The following is a 19,805-nucleotide window of genomic DNA, read 5'->3' as shown; positions in this document are numbered from 1 at the left end:
GATGAGGCTATGCATTGAAATGGTATTTATAGCGTCCTTTTCAGGAAGTACACATTATATTATTTAAGTTCTCATCCCAGCATGATTTAGCACCTTCGTTATAATTCGGTGAGATGATGAAACCGGTATTTGTTTCCGTATTAAAGCTGATGATGGACGTGTTATTTTCTGAGGCATCAAAAAATGTGACTGATTTTATGGTACCATCAAAATCGTAGGTGATGTAATCTCCAAGATTATCATTTTTATCACTCTCTACATCGAGCCGTATTGAAACTTCATTCTCCGTTCTTTCCCACTCGATCGTTGAAACTTCACTCTGTGTACTCAGGTCAAAATAGGTCCAGGTACCTGAGTTGCCTTCCCTATCTGAGGTCCCGGTAAAAAATAGAACGTCTTCAATACCCAAGGATGAATTGGTTACATAAAAATTCCAATTCACCTTATCAGAATTATCAATAGAGGCCGTTAGCATGACTCCAAAGTTTTGCCCATTGGCGGCTGTCACATAGTTCCATTCCCATTCGGCATCACCGGTTGATTCTACAGTCGCATTTTGTGCAGCAGATACCAATGCCTTCGGAATTGCAAGATTGGCCTCCAGTATAATCTTGGCAACACCTACAGCTATTAAAGCTGTGTTAAAATTTGATTCAGCCATTTTTGCCGGAGCCTTGTTAGACACTGATTCCATTTCAGACATATCAACCGTCATGGTTTCAGTAGATGGCAGCTCCGGTGGTATATCATTACCACTGTTTGATGTATTACAGGAGTAAAGAAATAATGTCACCGACAGTAACAGACATGATAAATAAGAATTTCTGTGCTTCATGATCTTAAATATAATTTTGAGTTCAGTTAATTAAAGAACTCAAAGAAGCATTTGTTCCAAATTTATCAATCAGAATTACCGTACACTTTATCTCCGGCTACCCATGTTTCAAGAACTTTTGTTTGCCAGATTTCAATGGCCGGAACCTCGAAAAAGTCTCTGTCTATGATGATGAAATCAGCCCACTTTCCGGGTTCCAGGCTTCCTAAAACATCTTCCTGATGGGCTGCAAAAGCAGCATCAAGGGTAAAGGACCTTAGAGTTTCTTCGCGACTCAACCGTTCTTCCGGATACCAGCCGTTTGGCGGATTGCCTTCGTGATCCTGACGCGTTACCGATGAGTAAAGGCCAAAGAATGGATTCACATGCTCAACCGGGAAATCAGATCCATTGGCAATTACGGTACCCTGATCCAAAAATTTCTGCCAGGCATAACCACCTTTAATTCGTTCAGATCCTACCCTGTCTTCAGCCATATTCATATCACTTGTGGCATGAGTAGCTTGCATAGATGCTATGAGATCAAGTTCCTTAAAACGTGGTATATCTTCAAGTGAAACGATCTGTGCATGTTCAATTCTGTGACGTAATCCCTGATCACCAAATTCATCAATAGCTTGCTCAAAGGCATTCAAGACCACATCATTGGCTCGGTCACCGATCGCGTGAATATTGGTTTGATATCCATTGGAGACCGATTTATCCACCATTTCATTGAGCTCATCCTGCTCATAAAATAACAACCCCCTGTTACCCGGGTCATCAGAATAAGGCTCCTTCATGGCAGCACCACGGCTACCCAGGGCTCCATCTGCAGATATCTTCACACTTCTGAGAGCTAAACGGTCATTTGCATACGATTTGATCGGTCCATTCTTTGAAAGCTCATCGAAATCATTTCCGGTTCCGCCGATCATCGCATAGATCCTTGTGATCATATTTCCTTCATCAGCGAATTTTTTATACAGCTCCCAGGTTTGAGCGGGAATCCCTGCATCATGAACCGATGTGATCCCTTCGCTCGCCATTTTTTCCAATGCTTTTTCAAGAGCTAATCTTCTTTCTTCTGCTGTTGGAGCTGGTATATGCTGGGTAACATAGCTTTCGGCGGCATCAATAAACACTCCGGTTGCCTTTCCGGTTCTGTCACGGATAACTTTACCACCTTGAGGGTCCGGCGTGTCCTGACTGATGTTAGCCATTTCCATAGCTTTGGTATTTCCCCAGCCTGCATGCCCATCAACCCGGGTCAACCATACCGGACGGTCAGGTACGACCTTATCAAGATCAGCTGCTGTAGGAAATTCATTTTCAGGCCATAGAGTTTGATTCCAACCACGACCCTGTATCCATTCCAGTTCAGGATTTGCCTCGGCATAGGCTTTAATTGAATCCAGCGTAGCTTCAAGGGTTTCTATACCCGCTACGTTGATATTCAGCTCCTGAAATCCAAGTCCCATTACATGAGCATGAGCATCGATCAGACCGGGCAGTATGGTTTTACCCTGAACATCGATCACTTCACCCATCTCGGAAAGTTCTTCACCCCCCACTTGCCTGACTTTACCATCTTCTATGATCATCTTCTGAAAACTGATCAGAGAATCATTGTATATCGTGTATCCATTGGCATTTACAAAGGTCTTAACATCTGCGTCGTTTGTACAGGCTGAAAATAAAGCAGCCACAGTAAAAACGGTGAATAGTAAATTTTTCATACTCATAGGTTGATTTGAATTTTATTGAATATAAGGTTTGAGCAGTTATATGATAAATTTAAGCCCCATTAAATATGATCTATTATCACATTTTACACTTTCAATGTATCAAGAGTTGTTAAACTGACACATAAGTTAGATCAACTAGGATCTAAAACTTCCCAAAGTTCTGAGGCTATAAACTGAGGAACTACATTTATTGAAGCTAACTCCTCCCGATCAAAGAATTTAAGATCTTTGATGATCTGATCATTTTCATCGATCTCCGGATCTTTCCCAACTTTCAGCTTCCCACCAATTCTGCTTACCAAATAATAGAATTCCACGGCGTGAATATCGTTTTGGATCAATTCATTCGTATATAAAAGATCCTTAACAACGACATCCAGTCCGGTTTCTTCATTGAATTCCCGTTTGAGAGCCTCAGCAGTAGACTCCCCAAATTGAACCTTTCCACCCGGTGGAATCCATATCCAATCATCGGTAACAGGAGAGTATAGATGTACGAGCAGAATTTTCCCATCTTCGATCAGAATACCACAAGAACGGACCCTGATCTCACCCGAATATCTGCTCTTATCCATCGTAAAAAATTATCCGGCTACTTCTTTTGTCTTTAGAGAGGTATAAAGGTCAGAGGTTTTGGCATTCTGCAGACTGGCTTTCACAAAGTCTACAAACAGATGATGGGGATTATTGACCGTACTCTTTAATTCAGGATGAAACTGTACGCCTACAAACCATGGGTGCTCAGGAATTTCAACGATCTCTACAAGGTCACGTTCAGGATTCATTCCGGCGAGCTTCATGCCATTTTCAGTGAGTTTATATCGAAGGTTGTTGTTTACCTCGTACCTGTGGCGGTGACGCTCCTCAATTACTTCCTGCCCGTACGCCTTAAACGCATTGGAATTTTTATCAAGCTTGCAGGTGTATTTACCAAGCCTCATGGTTCCACCCATGTTCTCAATATCTTTCTGATCCTGCATGATGTCGATGATCGGGTATTCCGTGTCTTCATTAAATTCAGAACTGTTGGCATCTTCCCAGCCACAAACATTTCGGGCATATTCAATGACCGCGCACTGCATACCTAAACAAATTCCAAAAAATGGAATGTTGTTAATCCGTGCATGATTGACCGCAGCTAGTTTACCTTCAATACCGCGGCCTCCAAATCCAGGCGCTACAAGAATTCCGGCTACATCCTTAAGTTTATCTGCAACATTATCCATGCTCAGTTCTTCAGACTGAACCCAGCGGATCTTCACCTTGCAATCGTTTACAGCTCCGGCATGAATAAAGGCTTCCACAATGGATTTATATGAATCGTGATGCTCAACATACTTTCCTACCAACGCGATCTCGATCTGCCCGGATGGATTACAAACAGCTTCAACAAAACCGAGCCAGTTATCAAGATTGGCTTCCTTAGTTTCAAGCTTTAGTTTTTCAATGACTCGTTTATCGAGACCTTCCTTCTGCATCAGCAGTGGGACTTCATAAATACTGGAGGCATCGATGGATTCGATCACATCCTCAAGATCCACGTTGCAGAATTGTGCCACTTTCCGGCGAATAGTTTCATCCAAAGGATGTTCCGTTCTGCAAACCAGAATATCGGGTTGCAGTCCACTCTCGGACAGTGTTTTTACGGAGTGCTGTGTTGGTTTGGTTTTCAGCTCCCCGGCGGCAGCCAAATATGGAACCAAAGTCAGGTGAATGGATAGCGTGTTATTTCGTCCAACGTTGTACCTAAGCTGCCGCACAGCCTCAATATAAGGCAGGCTCTCAATATCCCCCACAGTTCCACCGATCTCTACGATCACAACGTCGTAATCACCGGACTGACCCAATTTTAGTACGTGAGACTGAATCTCGTCGGTAATGTGCGGAATTACCTGAACCGTTTTACCCAGATAAGCACCCTGTCGTTCTTTTGTGATCACATCATAATAGATGCGCCCGGTAGTTACGTTGTTTTCCTGAGTGGTCTGAATATCCAGGAATCGCTCGTAGTGTCCCAGGTCAAGGTCTGTTTCTGCCCCATCGTCAGTTACATAAACTTCACCATGCTCGTAGGGATTCATGGTACCCGGATCAACATTGATGTATGGATCCAGTTTTTGGATGGTTACTTTGAGTCCCTGTGCGACAAGTAAACGCCCCAGAGATGCACAGATTATTCCTTTACCTAACGAAGACGTAACCCCTCCGGTTACAAAAATATATTTAGTGGACATGCGGGATGTGAGTATAGTTGATGGATGTAAAATATAGGGGGTTCCCTACCCTCATTCAATGCAAAACGGGAATTAACTCCCCTTACTTTTCCACATGTTATCCACAAGCTGCCTTAATACGTCCGGTTTATCGCTGAAAATTCCACTTACACCCCGGTTGATCATTTTTTTCATTCGTCGCTCACTGTTCACGGTATATACGAAAACAGGAATTTCAGCCTCTGAAGTCTGTTCAGCCCACTTTTTTGAAAATTGCCGATAACTGCAGTTGAAGGCATCCACCCTATATTCTTCCACTAACTGTGCAGGTCGTTTGTTCTTAGATTGTTGCTTCTCATATAGCAAAGCGACAGCGATATTCACATCCAATTCCTTTAAATGGGTTACCGCCCGGTAATCAAAACTTGAGAACAGAACATATTCCTGCATGTCGTACTTTTTCACCAGCTCCAGAGCCTTTTCTTCAATGCCCCCTTTGAGTCTGTCAGTTACCGCTTCTGTTTTTATTTCAATATTGAGCGCTATCTTGCCTTTGGCATATTGCAACACTTCTTCCAACGAAGGAATCTGTTCATTTGAATGCTCTGCACCAAACCACGAACCGGCATCCAGTCTGGATAATTCATCGAAGGTGTAGTCTTCTACCTTTCCTTTACCATTTGTTGTACGTTCCAGGGTTTCATCATGGATCACAACCGGAACACCATCTTTACTAAGAAGGATATCGAGTTCGATCATTTCAGCCCCCATGTCGTAAGCGGCTTTAAACGCACCCATGGTATTTTCAGGGTAGTAGGCACTTGCTCCCCGATGGGCAATAACTACAAAGTGATCATGGTTGCTGTTGTATAGTGATACAGGAAGAGACATTTTATTCACCTGAGCGTTCACTGAATTTGGAGAGGAGATAAATGTCAGCAGGATGAAACTCAGAAATAACGGCCAAGAAGATCTCCATGTTACAGCAATACTTGATAAACTAAGGGGCACTTTTAATTCTGATGATTTATAACTCGTTTGATCGCTTTTTGAAGCAAGGAATCGAAGGTACCTGCATAAACTATCGTTCTGTGAAGCATAAATAAACCGCTCATTAATGCGATAGAGCTAAACACCGTCATAAGGGTAGCTACCCATACGGGTTGGATACTTCCAACCAAAGAAAGCGCTACCACAGCACTACCCAAAAAGATCTGCAGCAACGAGGATACAAAGTAAAGTCCATCAATAGAATGAACTTTATCCATGAATACTGAAATACGTGAACTTTGGTTTGATTTTATTTGATCCTGGAGATCTTTGCTAACGGTAGGATTTTTAAATTCTTCTTCTTCAAACATAACCTTTATCTTTCTTGCTAACTTATTAACCCATAACTAATCTTAGTCCTGCATTCATTATAATGAAAGTAGAATGGATTTAAAATAATTTATGCCAAATACTGACAACTTTTTCATATACGGACGCAATCCGGTCGAGGAAACCTTAAAGGAAAGGCCGCACGAGGTCGATAAGATATTTGTAAAAAATAGTATCAAACCTTCTACGTATCAGGATATCACAGAGCTTGCAAATGAAAATGAAGTTCCCCTGGTAAAAGTTCCCGGTGCCAAGATCTATGGTCTTGTTGGCAAAGTGAACGATCAGGGGTTTGTGGCTCAGATCAGCGCCGCAAAATACACCCGGTTTTACGATTGGGCAGAGACTCTCATACTTTCCGAAAATCCTGCCGTACTATTGCTCCATGGTATAGAAGATCCGCACAATTTTGGAGCCATTCTCCGGTCTGCAGCAGCGGCTGGAATTGATGCAGTTATTATCCCCATGCAAAATCAAGCCCCCGTCAATGCCACGGTTTTCAAGACTTCAGCCGGAACTGCGGGGCGTATACCCATTATCCGGGTTCATAACATCAATCAGGGGCTTAAAGACCTTAAGGCCACGGGATTTCAGGTGATCGGTCTGGACGGGAATGCCAAAAAAGACCTTTGGGAAGCAGACCTGAACCAACCCATTGCATTCATGATCGGGAATGAGGGCGAAGGTATTGCACCCGAAAATCTGAAGCGGTGTGATTCTCTTGTTAAGATACCCATGGAAAATGACGTGGAATCTTTGAACGCCTCAGTAAGTGCCGCATTGGTTTCGTATGAATGGAAAAGACGTCGGGGTTAATACGCTGACTCAATAAAGTAAGTAGGGCTCCCTTTTTAGCCTGAATTGCTGAACATCTTCATCCCAATCCGGTATTGTTTCTCCATTTTCCACAATGGATCTAAGGTCGATACCAAACAGTTTGTTAGCAAAATCGGTGATCTCAAAATTTTCAGTACGATCTTTCGCGTACATAAGGAGATCGATTCCTAACTGCAGTGGATCTGTTTCCTTATATCCATAGGGAAAACTGATCTTGATGCCCGTTGAGGCTTCACCTACCAGTTTTGGGTCTGCCGCTTTTCCGGGAATTGAACGTGGGGTAAATGCAATACTATCGATGTGCACCCCATGCTTTTCTTCGATCATATTGATCTCAGCTTCTACAAATTCAAAGCCTGGGGCTCCGATAGTCAGGAACGGGTCATCTGTCCCCCTTCCTTCGGAGAGATTGGTTCCTTCAAAGATCACCGTACCTGCATAAGCAAAGGCATGATCAAACGATGGAAGATTTGGAGACGGAGCGATCCACGGCAGTCCTGTTTCCGGCCATATCATATCCCGCTTCCACCCATTGGTTCTAATAACCCTAAAGTTCAGGTTTTTTTCCACATCGATCCATTTCTCACCAACTGCCATGCCGGCGAGTTCCCCCATGGTAAGCCCGTACACAACAGGCATTGGATAGTACCCTACAAAAGATCTGTACTCATCCTGCAAGGTCCACCCGGCTATATAATCACCACCCAATGGGTTGGGGCGATCAAGTATCCAAACCTCCTTACCATTTTCGGAAGCTGCCTCTAGTACCAGCCCCATGGTGGCACTGTAAGTGTAAAACCGAACTCCCATATCCGGCAGATCAAAAAGAAGCAGATCGATATCATTCAGCATCCCGGGAGTTGGTTTTTTGGAGTCTCCATATAATGAATAGACCGGTAATCCGGTTGACTGATCCACTCCATCTTCAATAACCTCTCCTGCCCCGGCCTCACCCCTGAAACCATGCTCAGCTGCATATAAAGCTCTCACATCAACACCAAGACTCATCAAGGTATCCAGCATATGGATCCCATCCACTCTTGACGTTGGATTCATGATCAATCCCACTTTACGGCCTTTTAATTCTTCAAGATGGCTGTCTAACAATACCTCTGCCCCAGTTTTAACCTCAGTGTGATTCTGACTTTTTGAGGTTGAACAACTAAACAATAGTGGGACACATAGCAGAAAAATAAACGAATATCTCATGCTCATTTTTTGATTGATATAAAAAAGCCTCGCTTAAAATAATTAAACGAGGCTTAAGGTTTTATAAAAACGTCAGGATTAGGCCTGATTTGCCACAACTTCAGATTCTGCGAAGAAATAAGCCGCTTCGATCTTTCCGTTTTCAACTGAGTCAGAGCCGTGAATAATGTTCTCGCCAACGCTGTCAGCAAAATCAGCACGAATGGTTCCTTTATCCGCTTCAGCAGGATTGGTTGCACCAATCAGGGTTCTGAAATCAGCTATTGCGTTTTCCTTTTCCAGGATCATTGGCACACAAGCTCCGCTGCTCATGAACTCACACAGCTCATCATAAAATGGTCTTTCTTTATGAACCGCATAAAATCCACCGGCTGTGTCTTTGGTTAAACGTGTCATTTTCATCGCCAGGATCTTAAATCCGGCTTCTTGAATTCTTTTGGTAACCTCTCCGATCAAACCTTTTTTTACGCAGTCAGGTTTTAGAATAGTCAGTGTTCTTTCTTTAGCCATTATTATTGTGTCTTATATTTTTGTAACATTTAGTGATAGAGATACTCTATTTCTTACTCGTTAAGATACGGGTTCATACATCAAGTTTCGAACTTTTAGTACTTTTTGGGTTAAGTTATCCTGTTACCATTTATCCATGAAAGAAGGACGTCAATTACATCGTTGGGTTTTTGATCTGGCTGCCAGCCCGGCCAAATTATGGCCCTATGTATCTGACACCAACAGGATCTTCAGAATATTAGGGGCTCCACCGGTAAAAGAACTTTCCTTCTCAAGAAATACACCGAAAGGATTTCTGGAACTTTCGCATACCATACTGGGATCGCAGGTTACCTGGCAGGAAGAACCATTTGCGTGGGAAACGCCCTTTCGTTTCAAGGTTACACGAAACTACAAGATCGGATTTCTCCGTCATTTAAACATTTTCACTGAGTGCCTTGAAACGGATCATGGTACCCGATTGATCGTTAAGGTCACTGTGGACCCAACCAACGCGTTACTTTATTACCCGATCAAGCTGTATGTAAATTATGTATTGAGAAACAAACTGGGAGATTATCTTGCAGTGATAGACAATGCTGTGAGTCAGGATCTGCACCCCTACGAGCTGAACGAGCCCAAACCTTTGATTCGGGGAGCCGAAAAGAAGATCGAACAGCTCTCTAAAGAATTGATCGAAAAGACGAAACGAAAACGCATTGTACGTCACCTGATCGAGCTGATCAGAAAAGCTGAAGACGAGGACCTGGAACGTATTCACCCCTATAGTTTAGCCGAATACTGGGGTGAAAAGAAATATTCGGTTCTGAATGTATTCCTGCATGCCACCAACCTGGACCTGCTTGATTTCAGCTGGGACATTTGCTGCCCACGATGTAAAAGCCCAAAAAACAGCTTCAGGAAATTGCAGGACACCCGGGTGCATCTTTACTGTGATGATTGTGATGACGATTACACCATGGACTTCAACAAGAATACCCATTTGGTATTCAGGCCTCACCCCCTCATCAGAAGCATTCCTGACAAAAAATATTGCCTTGGCGGACCCGGTGTTAAGCCTCACCGCGTGATACAACAAAGTCTTGCCATCGGGGATGAACGCTATCCTGAACTTCTGCTTGAAGAGGGCACTTACCTTTTCAGAACCCTGAATCATGAAGGTAATTTGGTATTTCACGTCCGTGAAGAAGGCACTGACAATGTAAATGTGTACGTCACAGATGAAGAGTTACGCGGGCAAAGCATTACCATCTCAAGATCACCGAATCTTGGTATTTTCAATCACTCTTCTCAGCCAATGGTTTGTTTTATCGACAAGCTGAACTGGAAGGAAGAAGCTATTTATGCCACCGAGGTTTGTTCCAACGTCGACTTCAATTCCCTGTTTCCCAAAGAGACCCTAAAGGAAACTTCAAAGGTTAAGGCATCTGAAGTTACCATGTTATTCACCGATCTCATGAACTCCACCGAGTTATACGTTAAGGAAGGTGATGAAACGGCTATAGGCCGTGTTATGGGACACTTTCGGGTCATTCAACAGATCATAGCAGAAGAACGTGGCGGTATTGTAAAAACGATCGGTGATTCAGTTATGGCTGTTTTCTGGGAGCCGGTCTCAGCCTTAAAGGCTGTTCAGCGCATTCAGCAGATATTCAGTAATTCATCGGCTGTGGGTAATGCTTTCAAGATCAAAGCCGGGGTTCATTTTGGGGATTGCACAGCTGTTAACCTGAATGGCCACGTCGATTATTTTGGAACGACCGTAAATATTGCTTCCCGTTTGGTAGGAGCTGCATCAGAGAAAGAGATTATGCTTTCAGAGGCCTTGTACGAACATCCTGATATCAAGCTCTATATTGAAAAAAATTCCAAGGCCTTTTTCGTCAAAGAAAGCTCCAAAGAACTCAAAGGATTCACCGACGAGGAATTCAAGGTTAAACAGATCCGGCTGGAACCCCCTCCCATGCGCCTGGTTATTTAAGATGGTTATCCTACAAGTTCGACCAAAAGCTACCGGACATTCGTTTTTAAAATTGCCCTTACCTTCGCATCTTTGGGGATAACTCTCACTCAAAGAAATCATAATGTCTGCGAAGAAAATGCATCCTTCCATTGCTGACACCGTTCAGCCGATGAAACCCAAGAAAAACATTGCCCTCATCGCTCACGACCATCGTAAAATGGATCTACTGGATTGGGCAGAATACAATAGCGAAATTCTCAGTGAACACAACCTGTTTGGAACCGGAACAACCGGCAAGCTGGTGTCAGAGAAAACGGACCTGCCTGTTTATCGTTTTAAAAGCGGTCCCCTTGGTGGAGACTTACAGATCGGAACAGCCATCGTTCAGAATGAGATCGACATGATGATCTTTTTCTGGGATCCTCTTCAGGCACAACCCCATGATGTGGATGTCAAAGCCCTTCAGCGAATCAGTATAGTGTACAATATTCCCATGGCCTGTAACCGGTCCTCAGCAGATTTTCTGATCACTTCTCCCCTCATGAAAACAAAATATGACCGGTTCATCGTAGATTACAGCCAACGTTTCAAAAAAGATTTTGATGCCGAATAAGTTAGCCAAAGAAAAAAGTCCTTACCTGCAACAACATGTCGATAACCCTGTGGATTGGTACCCGTGGGGTGAAGAAGCTTTTAAAAAGGCCAAAAATGACAACAAACCGGTATTTCTCTCCATAGGTTATGCCACCTGCCATTGGTGCCATGTGATGGCGCACGAAAGTTTTGAGGATCCCGAGATCGCGAAAATGATGAATGAGGCATTCGTCAATATCAAAGTAGACCGCGAGGAACGTCCCGATATCGACAATATGTATATGACTGTGTGCCAGATGCTGACCGGGCAGGGTGGCTGGCCTCTCACCATTATCATGACACCTGACAAAGAACCTTTTTTTGCCGGCACATACATACCGAAGGAAGCAAGATTTAACCGGATCGGTTTAAGGCAACTCATACCGGGAGTGGTCGGCATGTGGAAGAACGAGCCCAAACGTGTCAGCAAAGCAACGGACAAAATAAAAGAAGGCTTTCAGCGATCTCAACAGTTCGAAAATGGTCAATTCCCCGGAACCGAAGCAACTGATTTTGCTGCTGAACAACTCGCTAAAAGTTTTGACACCACGCACGGTGGTTTTGGCTCAGCTCCTAAGTTCCCAAGCCCCCATAACCTGATGTTTCTTCTACGCCAATGGAAAATCAGTGGAGACCAACGGTTTTTAGATATGGTCACTGAAACACTTACAGCCATGCGATTGGGCGGGATCTGGGATCATATTGGCTATGGCTTTCATCGCTACTCAACCGACCGGGAATGGCTGCTTCCTCATTTTGAGAAAATGCTTTATGATCAGGCTTTGCTGCTTATGGCATATTCTGAGGCCTGGCAGGCAACCGGAGATCCCCTGTTCAAACAAACCGTTTACGAGATCATAGACTATGTGAACCGGAAACTCAGGCATCCTGAAGGCGGCTTTTATTCAGCGGAGGATGCTGACAGCGAAGGCGAAGAAGGCAAGTTTTACGTCTGGACATTTTCTGAATTAAAAAACATTCTCGAAGAAGATGAGCTTGAGTTCTTCACAGATCATTTCCAAATCAAGGAAGAAGGTAATTTTGAAGATGAGGCCACTAAAAAACTAACCGGGGCCAACATCCCCCATCTGCAGCAGGCTCTTTCAGAAAATGAATCAAAAGTATTTCAAGTCATCAGAAAAAAGCTTTTTGAAAAAAGAGAAGGTCGGGTACACCCCTTACTGGATGATAAGATACTAACTGACTGGAATAGCCTGATGATCGCCGCTTTGGCAAAAGCCGGTTTTATATTTGATGACGAAGACCTGATCAGCTCTGCAGAGCAAGGGATCCACTTTATCAATCAACAACTGGTTGAATCTGATGCCTTACTGCACCGATACAAAGATGGAGAAGCCGGTATTGAGGCAATGGCTGATGATTATGCCTTCTTGATCTGGGCACTGATCGAATGTTATCAGGCTACATTTGAGCCGAGATATCTTGAGCAGGCCCTCCACTGGAACAAGGTTTTTTCAGACATTTTCTGGGATGAAGAGAACGGCGGATATTTTTTCAGCATGCAACAGGATGATCAGATATATGGACCGCAAAAACAGTTGTACGACGGGGCCGTCCCATCCTCAAATTCGGTGGCTCTAAATAATTTGATCCGTCTAAGTCGCCTCACCAGCAAAACAGAACTGGAAGACAAGGCTCAAAAACTGGGTGAAGCCTTCTCTGCTGAACTGATAAGATCGGGTTCCAGCATCACGCACAGTATGCAAGCCATTCAATTCCTGAATACTGATTCCAGAGAGATCACTCTCGTTTCTTCTAAAAATGATACAGAGCTTTTTAACACCCTCTTCAGAGAATCTTATGCCCCGTTTAACGTCATTCATTTCAAGCATCAGGATAATGCTTCGAAGTTAGGACAAGTGGCCCCTTATACCGACTCCCAGACCGTTAGAGAAACAGAGAATGCACTCTATGTCTGCACTAATTTTACCTGCGATCAACCTGTGTTTGATCCTGATGAGATGAAGAAAACATTGAGCTCATAAAAAAAGCTCTCCTCATTTGAGGAGAGCTTTCATAAAATTGATTGCCTGAGTCAGTTATCTGATCAACGTTCCATCATTATTTTGAAAACGTAATCTTTAAAGCTCATCAGGGTTACTCCGGCCGGGATCTCAACCATTGCTTTAGCAACAGAAGAAGGGTTCACGTTATTAACTTTCATAATGGTTGTTCGTTCTCCCCCTTCTACCGCTTCGATCAGCAGTGGAAAATTCTTTCCCTTGAATACGACATCCTGTGCCACTCCATTGATCTCAGAATCTATACTTTCGGGCATGTTATTCCATCTTTCAGCCAGCATACCCCAGTTTATATTGATGTCGGGTGCCAGCCAAATTGAGAGGTGTTTGCCCGGATTTTCTGAATCAGTGACGATCATCTCTGCAGCTTCATAGCCAAGTATGGTTTGTGTTCGGTCAGAAAAGCTGTAATCCGGTTTGGGTGTGTTATCCGGCTCAGAAGCGCCTCCACTCCAGCTGCTCAGCATTTCAACCAATCCTTCGATCTCAACCTTGGTCACCTGAAGTGCCTGATCCTTACCGGTCATGATCACAAAATCTTTCATGTCGTTTCTGATGAGCAGGCCATCGGTTGACATCTGATCCATAACAGCAAAGTCATCTTCTCCTTTAAGCATAATTCGGTTCGGAGTGGCGTATAAATTAATCTGACTGACTTCAATTTTTCCATCTTCCTCAGAAAAGACATCCATGGTGATCTGCCCTTCGAACTGGGCATAAGCCGAACCGGAAAAAAGGGCCAACACAAAAAGAAGCCCAAGTAGTGAAAATCGTTTAGTAAACATATATGGTTTTTTAGATTTATAGTCGGTTGTTAAACGTATGCGTACTGCATTTGTTACATGTCAGGCCGGAATAAGATCTTCCATCCCAACACTTACCTTTTTGATCCAGCCACCGGCCAGCACATCATCTCCTTCATAACAGACAATGGCCTGTCCCGGAGTGATCGCTTCACGTCCTGCCGGAAAATGTACCTTCATTTCAGTATCACTGAGCTGAGTTAAATGACCGATCGCACCGTCATCATTATATCGAATGGCTCCTGTGATCTCCATGTCATCCTCAGGGATCTTGTCGTACTTCACCAGGTTCATTTCACCTGCGATCAGGGTTGAACTGACCAGGTCTTCTTTTTCACCAATGGTGATGGTATTTGTGATCGGGTCAATATGAGTCACATATACCGGTTTTCCCATAGCCAGATCGAGTCCTCTTCGCTGACCAATGGTATAGAAGGGATATCCTTCATGCTCACCTACCACATTACCTTTTTGATCAACAAATTTACCACCTGATACTTTCTCCTCCAGGCCATCCACCCGGTCTTTTAAAAATCTTCGGTAGTCATCATCAGGTACAAAACAGATCTCATAGGAATCAGGTTTGTTGGCAACATTCAGCAATCCATGGTCTTCGGCGATCTGACGGATTTCTGTTTTTGGGTATTCTCCCAGAGGAAAGATCGTTCTTGCCAGGTGTTTTTGATCAACCCCCCATAAAGCATAAGACTGATCCTTTTTGGGATCATGTCCGCGGGAGATCACATGCCGGCCATTTTCTTCTCTGACTTTGGCATAGTGTCCGGTCGCAATGAAATCACAACCGAGGTTATCAGCTCGCTTCAGCAAGGCTGCCCATTTGATATGCGTATTACAAAGCACGCAAGGGTTAGGAGTTCTTCCTCCCATGTAATCATCCACAAAACGATCGATCACCCAGTCACCAAATTCTTCGCGGATATCAACAATGAAATGCTTGAAACCATGATTTACAGCAATATGCCGTGCATCATTCATAGATTCCACGGTACAACAGCCGGTTTCTTTCCCGGAGTTACCGCCACTTCGGTGGTAATCCCAGGTTTTCATCGTAATTCCGATAACTTCGTAGCCCTGCTCCTGCAGCATTACAGCGGCAACTGATGAATCCACCCCACCACTCATGGCTACTAATACTCTTCCTTTTTTACTCATAGTACTCTTTTTGAAAACTTTTTATGGCATAAGCCAAATTGAAAGATAAGGTTTTTTTAGGTGAAGGACGATGACCGATAATTGTTAATGGCTATTTGCTTCATAGACTCTTATATATCCGGCTCAACCCAAAAACCTGATAAACATAACTGCCTTATGCTGAAGAAATTGCTGCTCACTTTCACTGTATTGATCCTACCATTTATCAGTGAAGTCTCTGCTCAGGATACAAATTTTCCAATCATCAAAAATTACGGGGGTATATTTGAGATCCCGAACTCGGTGAACCCAAATGCCGATCAGGAATACAAGATTGTGGTGGACCTTAAAACCCTGCAAAGAGATAAATCCAGTATCAATCCGGGACTTAATAATGTAGCACGAATGATCAACCTGCATGCTTTGGGAGGTGTTAAACATGAAAACCTTAAAGTCAGTGTAGCCATTCACGGTGGGGCAACCGATGTCACCTTAACAGATGAGGCCTATCAGAAACGATATGAGATGGATAATCCCAACCTACCTCTTCTAACTGAACTGAAAGAAGCCGGTGTAGAACTGTACGTTTGTGGGCAGTCACTCATCGCCCGACAATATGCTTTTGATGAGATCCACGAGCATATAACATTTGGGTTATCCATGTTAACCGTTGTGACGACCCACGTTCACGACGGATACGTGCCACTCGTCTTTGACTAACACACATTAGATCAGGTCATGTAAAGATATGGTTTCCATGGTTCCTGAACACCGCCATTGGAATCCCGAAAAAAGGTAATGGGTACCGGTCGGTACGGTTTACTCATCAGTTCCATCTTTGCCTCTTTAGGCGTTCTGTTCCCTTTTTTAACGTTACAGCGATCACATGCCGTCGTCAGGTTCTCCCATGAATCTCTGCCTCCACGGCTCTTTGGCATGATGTGATCTATTGTGAGATCCGATTTCTTCCCACAGTACTGGCAGGTATAATCATCGCGGCGCATCACATTCCTTCTGGAAAGAACGATCTTACTGTAAGGCACACGGATGTAGTTCCGTAACCTTATCACCGAAGGAAACTGAAAGGATCTCCGGGTAGTTCTCAGTTCTTTTTCAGGATCATCGTGAAGCAGTTCTGCTTTTTCTAAAAAGATCAGCTTCATGGATCGCTGAACCGAGCAGACACTCAAAGGTTGATAATCCTGATTTAAGACCAAAACATTCGCGTTCATAGTGCATCCGGTTTAATTCCTGTTGATGATATTTCAGATGTTAACTCTTTCATGGAGAATGCAGTGTATGAAAACAAAAAAGGCGCCCCGATCAATTAAACTTTTGTTCGGGACGCCTTAGTATGTAATATTTGGCTTTAAATATCAATAGCCGATGAATTGCAGTAATTCTCTCCTCACATCATTATTGATTGATACCGCCAGAATGATCGATACAGCCAATCCGATAAGGGCATAACTCAGATCCTTAAAGGCCATGATAAATACCTTACTCAGTGGTCGCCCCATTTCCTTGTTGTCCATGATACTGATACCCAGTTCACGTCCGGCCAGCAATCCAAGGAATACCCAGGTAGTACTCATTGGCACGGTACTCACTGTAAGTTTGTACACGAGCAAGATAGCATACACGAAGTCAATGATGGTAGCAGACCTGATATCCGTTACCCTGGATTTTTCAGTCACGATCTCCTGGATCTTATCCCCTCTCAGGTAAAACAGTAGTCCTAAGCCAAAAAAGATAAAAAGTGAGAAACCGAGAAACTGGGTAACATCCAGTGACCGCGGCAGATATACGGCTATGTTTGCGGCATCCTGCATCACCCAAACGGCCCATAGGGTACCGGATATGATCCATTGCAAAGGCAACCAGTATTTCTTAGGCTCTCCGTTGAATTTTTTCTCAACTGTTTTGGTAACCACCAGCCATACAACAAGTCCGGTGATCAAAGCCAGACCGTACCCTGACAAACTTTTACCCAGTACTGAGGTGATCCCCTCGGCAGAGCTGGCAAACGCACTTAAAAGTAGAAAGGTAGTTGAAACCGGCATTCTCATGCGGGTCAGTATCAACAGGAAGATCGGAGCGGCAACCTGAAGGAAGCTAAAATTAGTGGGCGCTTCGGAGAATCCTTTTGAAGTCAATCTATGATAGGTAACATCCCCATCATAGATGACCCAACTTGCAGTTACTGTGACAAGAAAAATACCGCCGATCCAAAGCCATAAAACCCACCATTTTTTGTCCATGTTGGAGGCTAAAAATGTACCTATAGTCTGGATACTGTCGTTTGCAATAGCTGAGTAGCCTGCAAAAAAGAAGCCGACCCACATGGCCAGTTCCGCATATGGGAATGCGACACCGGCGATAAAAAAGAATACACCGATGAGGCCTATAAAGACTCTCTCTTGACGGATAACGTCATAAAATCCGGTTGGAATAAATTGTTCGATTGGGCTTGAACCGTTGTTGTTTTTAGATGAATCTGACATTTACTCTGTTATGTGTGCTGATTTGGGCACAAGTGTAAAAAGTAAATGTTAAGCTAGTATTACGATACACCGTATCGCCCGATACTTAACAATTAGATAACATCAACCCTCCCGGAAATTTTACCCGTGGCGGTTCATGTGTTCTTCATTGTTAAATTTTAAAATTGCAGGATATTTCTATAAAAAAAGCGATAGTTTTAGGTTTTACTATTATATTTGGAACCGCTTTTTTGAGCTAAAATCACAACATTTTTATTTCCACATTTCAATGTCTAAAAAAGACTCTATCTCCAGCGGCTATTATAAAGAACCAACTCCCCATATGACCCCCGACTCCCCATTTGCTTCCATGATGGAGCGATTTCGTTTTGCAGCAGAGATCCTTGATCTGGATGAAGGCATTTTCAAATATCTGTCAAGTCCCGAGAAAGTCATTATGGTTTCTATTCCGGTTACCATGGACGACGGCCGCATTGAAGTTTTTGATGGTTATCGTGTTATTCACAACAGTATTCTCGGTCCATCAAAAGGAGGAATCAGGTATTCTGATGATGTAACCATCGATGAAGTGAAAGCTTTGGCTGCATGGATGACATGGAAATGTGCGGTGGTAAATGTGCCTTTTGGAGGTGCAAAAGGTGGTGTAAGGGTCAACCCAAAAGAACTTTCCCAAAGTGAACTCGAAAGACTTACCCGCCGGTATACTGCAAATATGCTCGATGTATTTGGCCCCGACCGTGATATCCCGGCTCCTGATATGAATACCAATGAACAGGTGATGGCATGGATCATGGATACCTACAGCATGAAGCAAAAGAAAACAGAAACGGCTGTAGTAACCGGTAAACCAATCATCCTGGGTGGTTCCAAAGGTCGTAAAGAAGCCACCGGTCGCGGTGTGGTTACCTGTACACTGGCAGCTCTCGGTAAGCTCAAAATATCACCAAGCAATACTTCCGTTGTGGTACAGGGTTTCGGTAATGTGGGATCCGTATCGGCACAGCTCATGTATGAACAAGGTGCTAAGATCATTGCTATAAGTGATATTTCAGGGGGATATTACAACAAAGATGGGATCGATATCCCGGAAGCCCTCAACTATTCCATGACACACAACTTCTCATTAGAAGGTTTTGACGGAGCAGAAAGGATCACAAACAAGGAATTGCTTGAACTGGAATGTGATGTATTAATCCCTGCTGCCAAAGAGGATCAGATCAATAAAGAAAATGCACCAAATATTAAAGCCCGTATCATAGCTGAGGGCGCTAACGGCCCGGTAACGGCAAATGCCGATAAGATCCTCGAAGAAAACGGGATTATGGTTGTCCCGGATATCCTCGCGAATGCCGGTGGAGTTACTGTCTCCTACTTTGAGTGGGTGCAGGACAGGCACGGTTATTTCTGGACTGAAGAACGGGTGAACCGACGCCTGAACCGCATGATGCGTGAAGCTTTCGACAACTTGTTTATGGTAAGTGAAAAGTATAGTATTACGCTCAGACAGGCGGCGTATGTATATGCTATCGACCGGGTAGCTACGACGCTGAAATTGCGTGGCATTTATGCATAATCAATGAAGTTACTACACAAACTTACACTTAGATCCGAATACGAAGAAGTTGAGAAGCTCGAAGGATTGCTGAATAAGCTACAGAAAGAGCTGGGGTTTGACGATGAGCTCTATGCCCGCCTGATGTTAGCTGTCAGTGAAGCGGCAACCAACGCTATTGTACATGGCAACAAACTGGACGGATCCAAGAAAGCGGTGATCGAAGCATATCATGACGGGACGAAACTCACTTTTGTTACAACGGATGAAGGTGAGGGTTTTGAACCGGATTCCCTTCCCGACCCGATAGCCGAAGAAAATCTTTTCAACACCAGTGGTCGCGGCGTCTTTTTGATGAAAGAGTATGCCGATGAGGTTCTCTTTGAAGACAACGGACGTAAACTCACCTTATCCTTTGATCTTGACTGACCGATCTGATTCAGTC

At 43.7% G+C, this 19,805-nt stretch carries 19 protein-coding genes; 7 read left to right on the top strand and 12 right to left on the bottom strand.

What is annotated here, in order from left to right:
* Positions 1 to 40 precede the first annotated feature (40 nt).
* The 6 genes from C3B73_RS05735 to C3B73_RS05710 form a co-directional block, all read right to left on the bottom strand.
* On the bottom strand, positions 41 to 835 hold the full coding sequence (locus C3B73_RS05735; RefSeq protein WP_232803028.1) for a hypothetical protein: 795 nt from the start codon (positions 833 to 835) through the stop codon (positions 41 to 43).
* Positions 836 to 900: 65 nt separating this feature from the next.
* Positions 901 to 2,553 carry an amidohydrolase gene (locus C3B73_RS05730; RefSeq protein WP_103664660.1) on the bottom strand — a complete coding sequence of 551 codons (1,653 nt, stop codon included), beginning with the start codon at positions 2,551 to 2,553 and terminating at the stop codon, positions 901 to 903.
* A gap of 140 nt (positions 2,554 to 2,693) precedes the next feature.
* On the bottom strand, positions 2,694 to 3,137 hold the full coding sequence (locus tag C3B73_RS05725; protein WP_103664659.1) for an NUDIX domain-containing protein: 444 nt from the start codon (positions 3,135 to 3,137) through the stop codon (positions 2,694 to 2,696).
* A 9-nt stretch (positions 3,138 to 3,146) separates the two neighbouring features.
* Positions 3,147 to 4,796, bottom strand: coding sequence for a CTP synthase (locus tag C3B73_RS05720; RefSeq protein WP_103664658.1), 1,650 nt, complete (start codon positions 4,794 to 4,796; stop codon positions 3,147 to 3,149).
* A 72-nt stretch (positions 4,797 to 4,868) separates the two neighbouring features.
* On the bottom strand, positions 4,869 to 5,666 hold the full coding sequence (locus C3B73_RS05715; RefSeq protein ID WP_103664679.1) for a glycerophosphodiester phosphodiesterase: 798 nt from the start codon (positions 5,664 to 5,666) through the stop codon (positions 4,869 to 4,871).
* A 122-nt stretch (positions 5,667 to 5,788) separates the two neighbouring features.
* Entirely contained in the window at positions 5,789 to 6,136 is a 348-nt protein-coding gene (locus C3B73_RS05710; RefSeq protein ID WP_103664657.1) for a hypothetical protein, read from the bottom strand.
* Positions 6,137 to 6,227: 91 nt separating this feature from the next.
* Here C3B73_RS05710 and rlmB point away from each other — a divergent pair, with 91 nt between their 5' ends.
* Entirely contained in the window at positions 6,228 to 6,971 is a 744-nt protein-coding gene (gene rlmB / locus C3B73_RS05705; RefSeq protein WP_103664656.1) for a 23S rRNA (guanosine(2251)-2'-O)-methyltransferase RlmB, read from the top strand.
* 9 nt (positions 6,972 to 6,980) lie between these two features.
* Here the strand turns inward: rlmB and C3B73_RS05700 are convergent, their stop codons facing one another.
* Together C3B73_RS05700 and ndk are read right to left on the bottom strand one after the other, a co-directional pair.
* The gene (locus C3B73_RS05700) at positions 6,981 to 8,099 is read right to left on the bottom strand and encodes an exo-beta-N-acetylmuramidase NamZ family protein (protein ID WP_232803026.1); all 1,119 of its coding nucleotides are present in this window, start codon (positions 8,097 to 8,099) and stop codon (positions 6,981 to 6,983) included.
* Positions 8,100 to 8,279: 180 nt separating this feature from the next.
* Entirely contained in the window at positions 8,280 to 8,711 is a 432-nt protein-coding gene (gene ndk / locus C3B73_RS05695; protein WP_103664654.1) for a nucleoside-diphosphate kinase, read from the bottom strand.
* Between the two features lie 136 nt (positions 8,712 to 8,847).
* On the opposite strand from ndk, the gene C3B73_RS05690 reads away from it, so the two are divergent.
* From C3B73_RS05690 to C3B73_RS05680, 3 genes are all read left to right on the top strand, one after another.
* Entirely contained in the window at positions 8,848 to 10,692 is a 1,845-nt protein-coding gene (locus C3B73_RS05690; RefSeq protein ID WP_103664653.1) for an adenylate/guanylate cyclase domain-containing protein, read from the top strand.
* Positions 10,693 to 10,843: 151 nt separating this feature from the next.
* Positions 10,844 to 11,287: a methylglyoxal synthase gene (locus C3B73_RS05685; RefSeq protein WP_198597292.1), complete on the top strand. Its 444-nt coding sequence runs from the start codon at positions 10,844 to 10,846 to the stop codon at positions 11,285 to 11,287.
* Complete coding sequence (locus tag C3B73_RS05680; protein ID WP_103664651.1) at positions 11,277 to 13,313, top strand: thioredoxin domain-containing protein; 2,037 nt, start codon at positions 11,277 to 11,279, stop codon at positions 13,311 to 13,313. Before C3B73_RS05685 ends, C3B73_RS05680 begins: the two co-directional genes overlap by 11 nt.
* A 62-nt stretch (positions 13,314 to 13,375) precedes the next feature.
* On the opposite strand, the gene C3B73_RS05675 is transcribed toward C3B73_RS05680, so the two are convergent.
* Together C3B73_RS05675 and mnmA are read right to left on the bottom strand one after the other, a co-directional pair.
* A complete protein-coding gene (locus C3B73_RS05675) occupies positions 13,376 to 14,134 on the bottom strand; it encodes a hypothetical protein (RefSeq protein ID WP_103664650.1) in 759 nt (252 codons plus the stop codon).
* Between the two features lie 60 nt (positions 14,135 to 14,194).
* Complete coding sequence (gene mnmA / locus C3B73_RS05670; RefSeq protein WP_103664649.1) at positions 14,195 to 15,325, bottom strand: tRNA 2-thiouridine(34) synthase MnmA; 1,131 nt, start codon at positions 15,323 to 15,325, stop codon at positions 14,195 to 14,197.
* Positions 15,326 to 15,481: 156 nt separating this feature from the next.
* Here mnmA and C3B73_RS05665 point away from each other — a divergent pair, with 156 nt between their 5' ends.
* Positions 15,482 to 16,024: a DsrE family protein gene (locus tag C3B73_RS05665; protein ID WP_103664648.1), complete on the top strand. Its 543-nt coding sequence runs from the start codon at positions 15,482 to 15,484 to the stop codon at positions 16,022 to 16,024.
* 11 nt (positions 16,025 to 16,035) lie between these two features.
* On the opposite strand, the gene C3B73_RS05660 is transcribed toward C3B73_RS05665, so the two are convergent.
* Positions 16,036 to 16,536, bottom strand: coding sequence for an HNH endonuclease (locus tag C3B73_RS05660; protein ID WP_103664647.1), 501 nt, complete (start codon positions 16,534 to 16,536; stop codon positions 16,036 to 16,038).
* Between the two features lie 144 nt (positions 16,537 to 16,680).
* A complete protein-coding gene (locus C3B73_RS05655) occupies positions 16,681 to 17,808 on the bottom strand; it encodes a hypothetical protein (RefSeq protein WP_198597289.1) in 1,128 nt (375 codons plus the stop codon).
* Between the two features lie 268 nt (positions 17,809 to 18,076).
* Between C3B73_RS05655 and C3B73_RS05650 the strand changes: the two genes are divergently transcribed.
* Together C3B73_RS05650 and C3B73_RS05645 are read left to right on the top strand one after the other, a co-directional pair.
* Positions 18,077 to 19,381 (top strand): Glu/Leu/Phe/Val family dehydrogenase, encoded by a 1,305-nt coding sequence (locus tag C3B73_RS05650; protein WP_198597288.1) that lies wholly within the window; start codon positions 18,077 to 18,079, stop codon positions 19,379 to 19,381.
* Between the two features lie 3 nt (positions 19,382 to 19,384).
* Positions 19,385 to 19,789, top strand: coding sequence for an ATP-binding protein (locus C3B73_RS05645; protein WP_103664646.1), 405 nt, complete (start codon positions 19,385 to 19,387; stop codon positions 19,787 to 19,789).
* Positions 19,790 to 19,805 lie beyond the last annotated feature (16 nt).

The organism is Gracilimonas amylolytica (genome assembly GCF_002911695.1).
In the GTDB taxonomy this organism is placed as follows: domain Bacteria; phylum Bacteroidota; class Rhodothermia; order Balneolales; family Balneolaceae; genus Gracilimonas; species Gracilimonas amylolytica.
The sequence above is the reverse complement of the archived record's forward strand: the minus strand, read 5'-3'. Positions and strand labels throughout refer to the sequence as shown.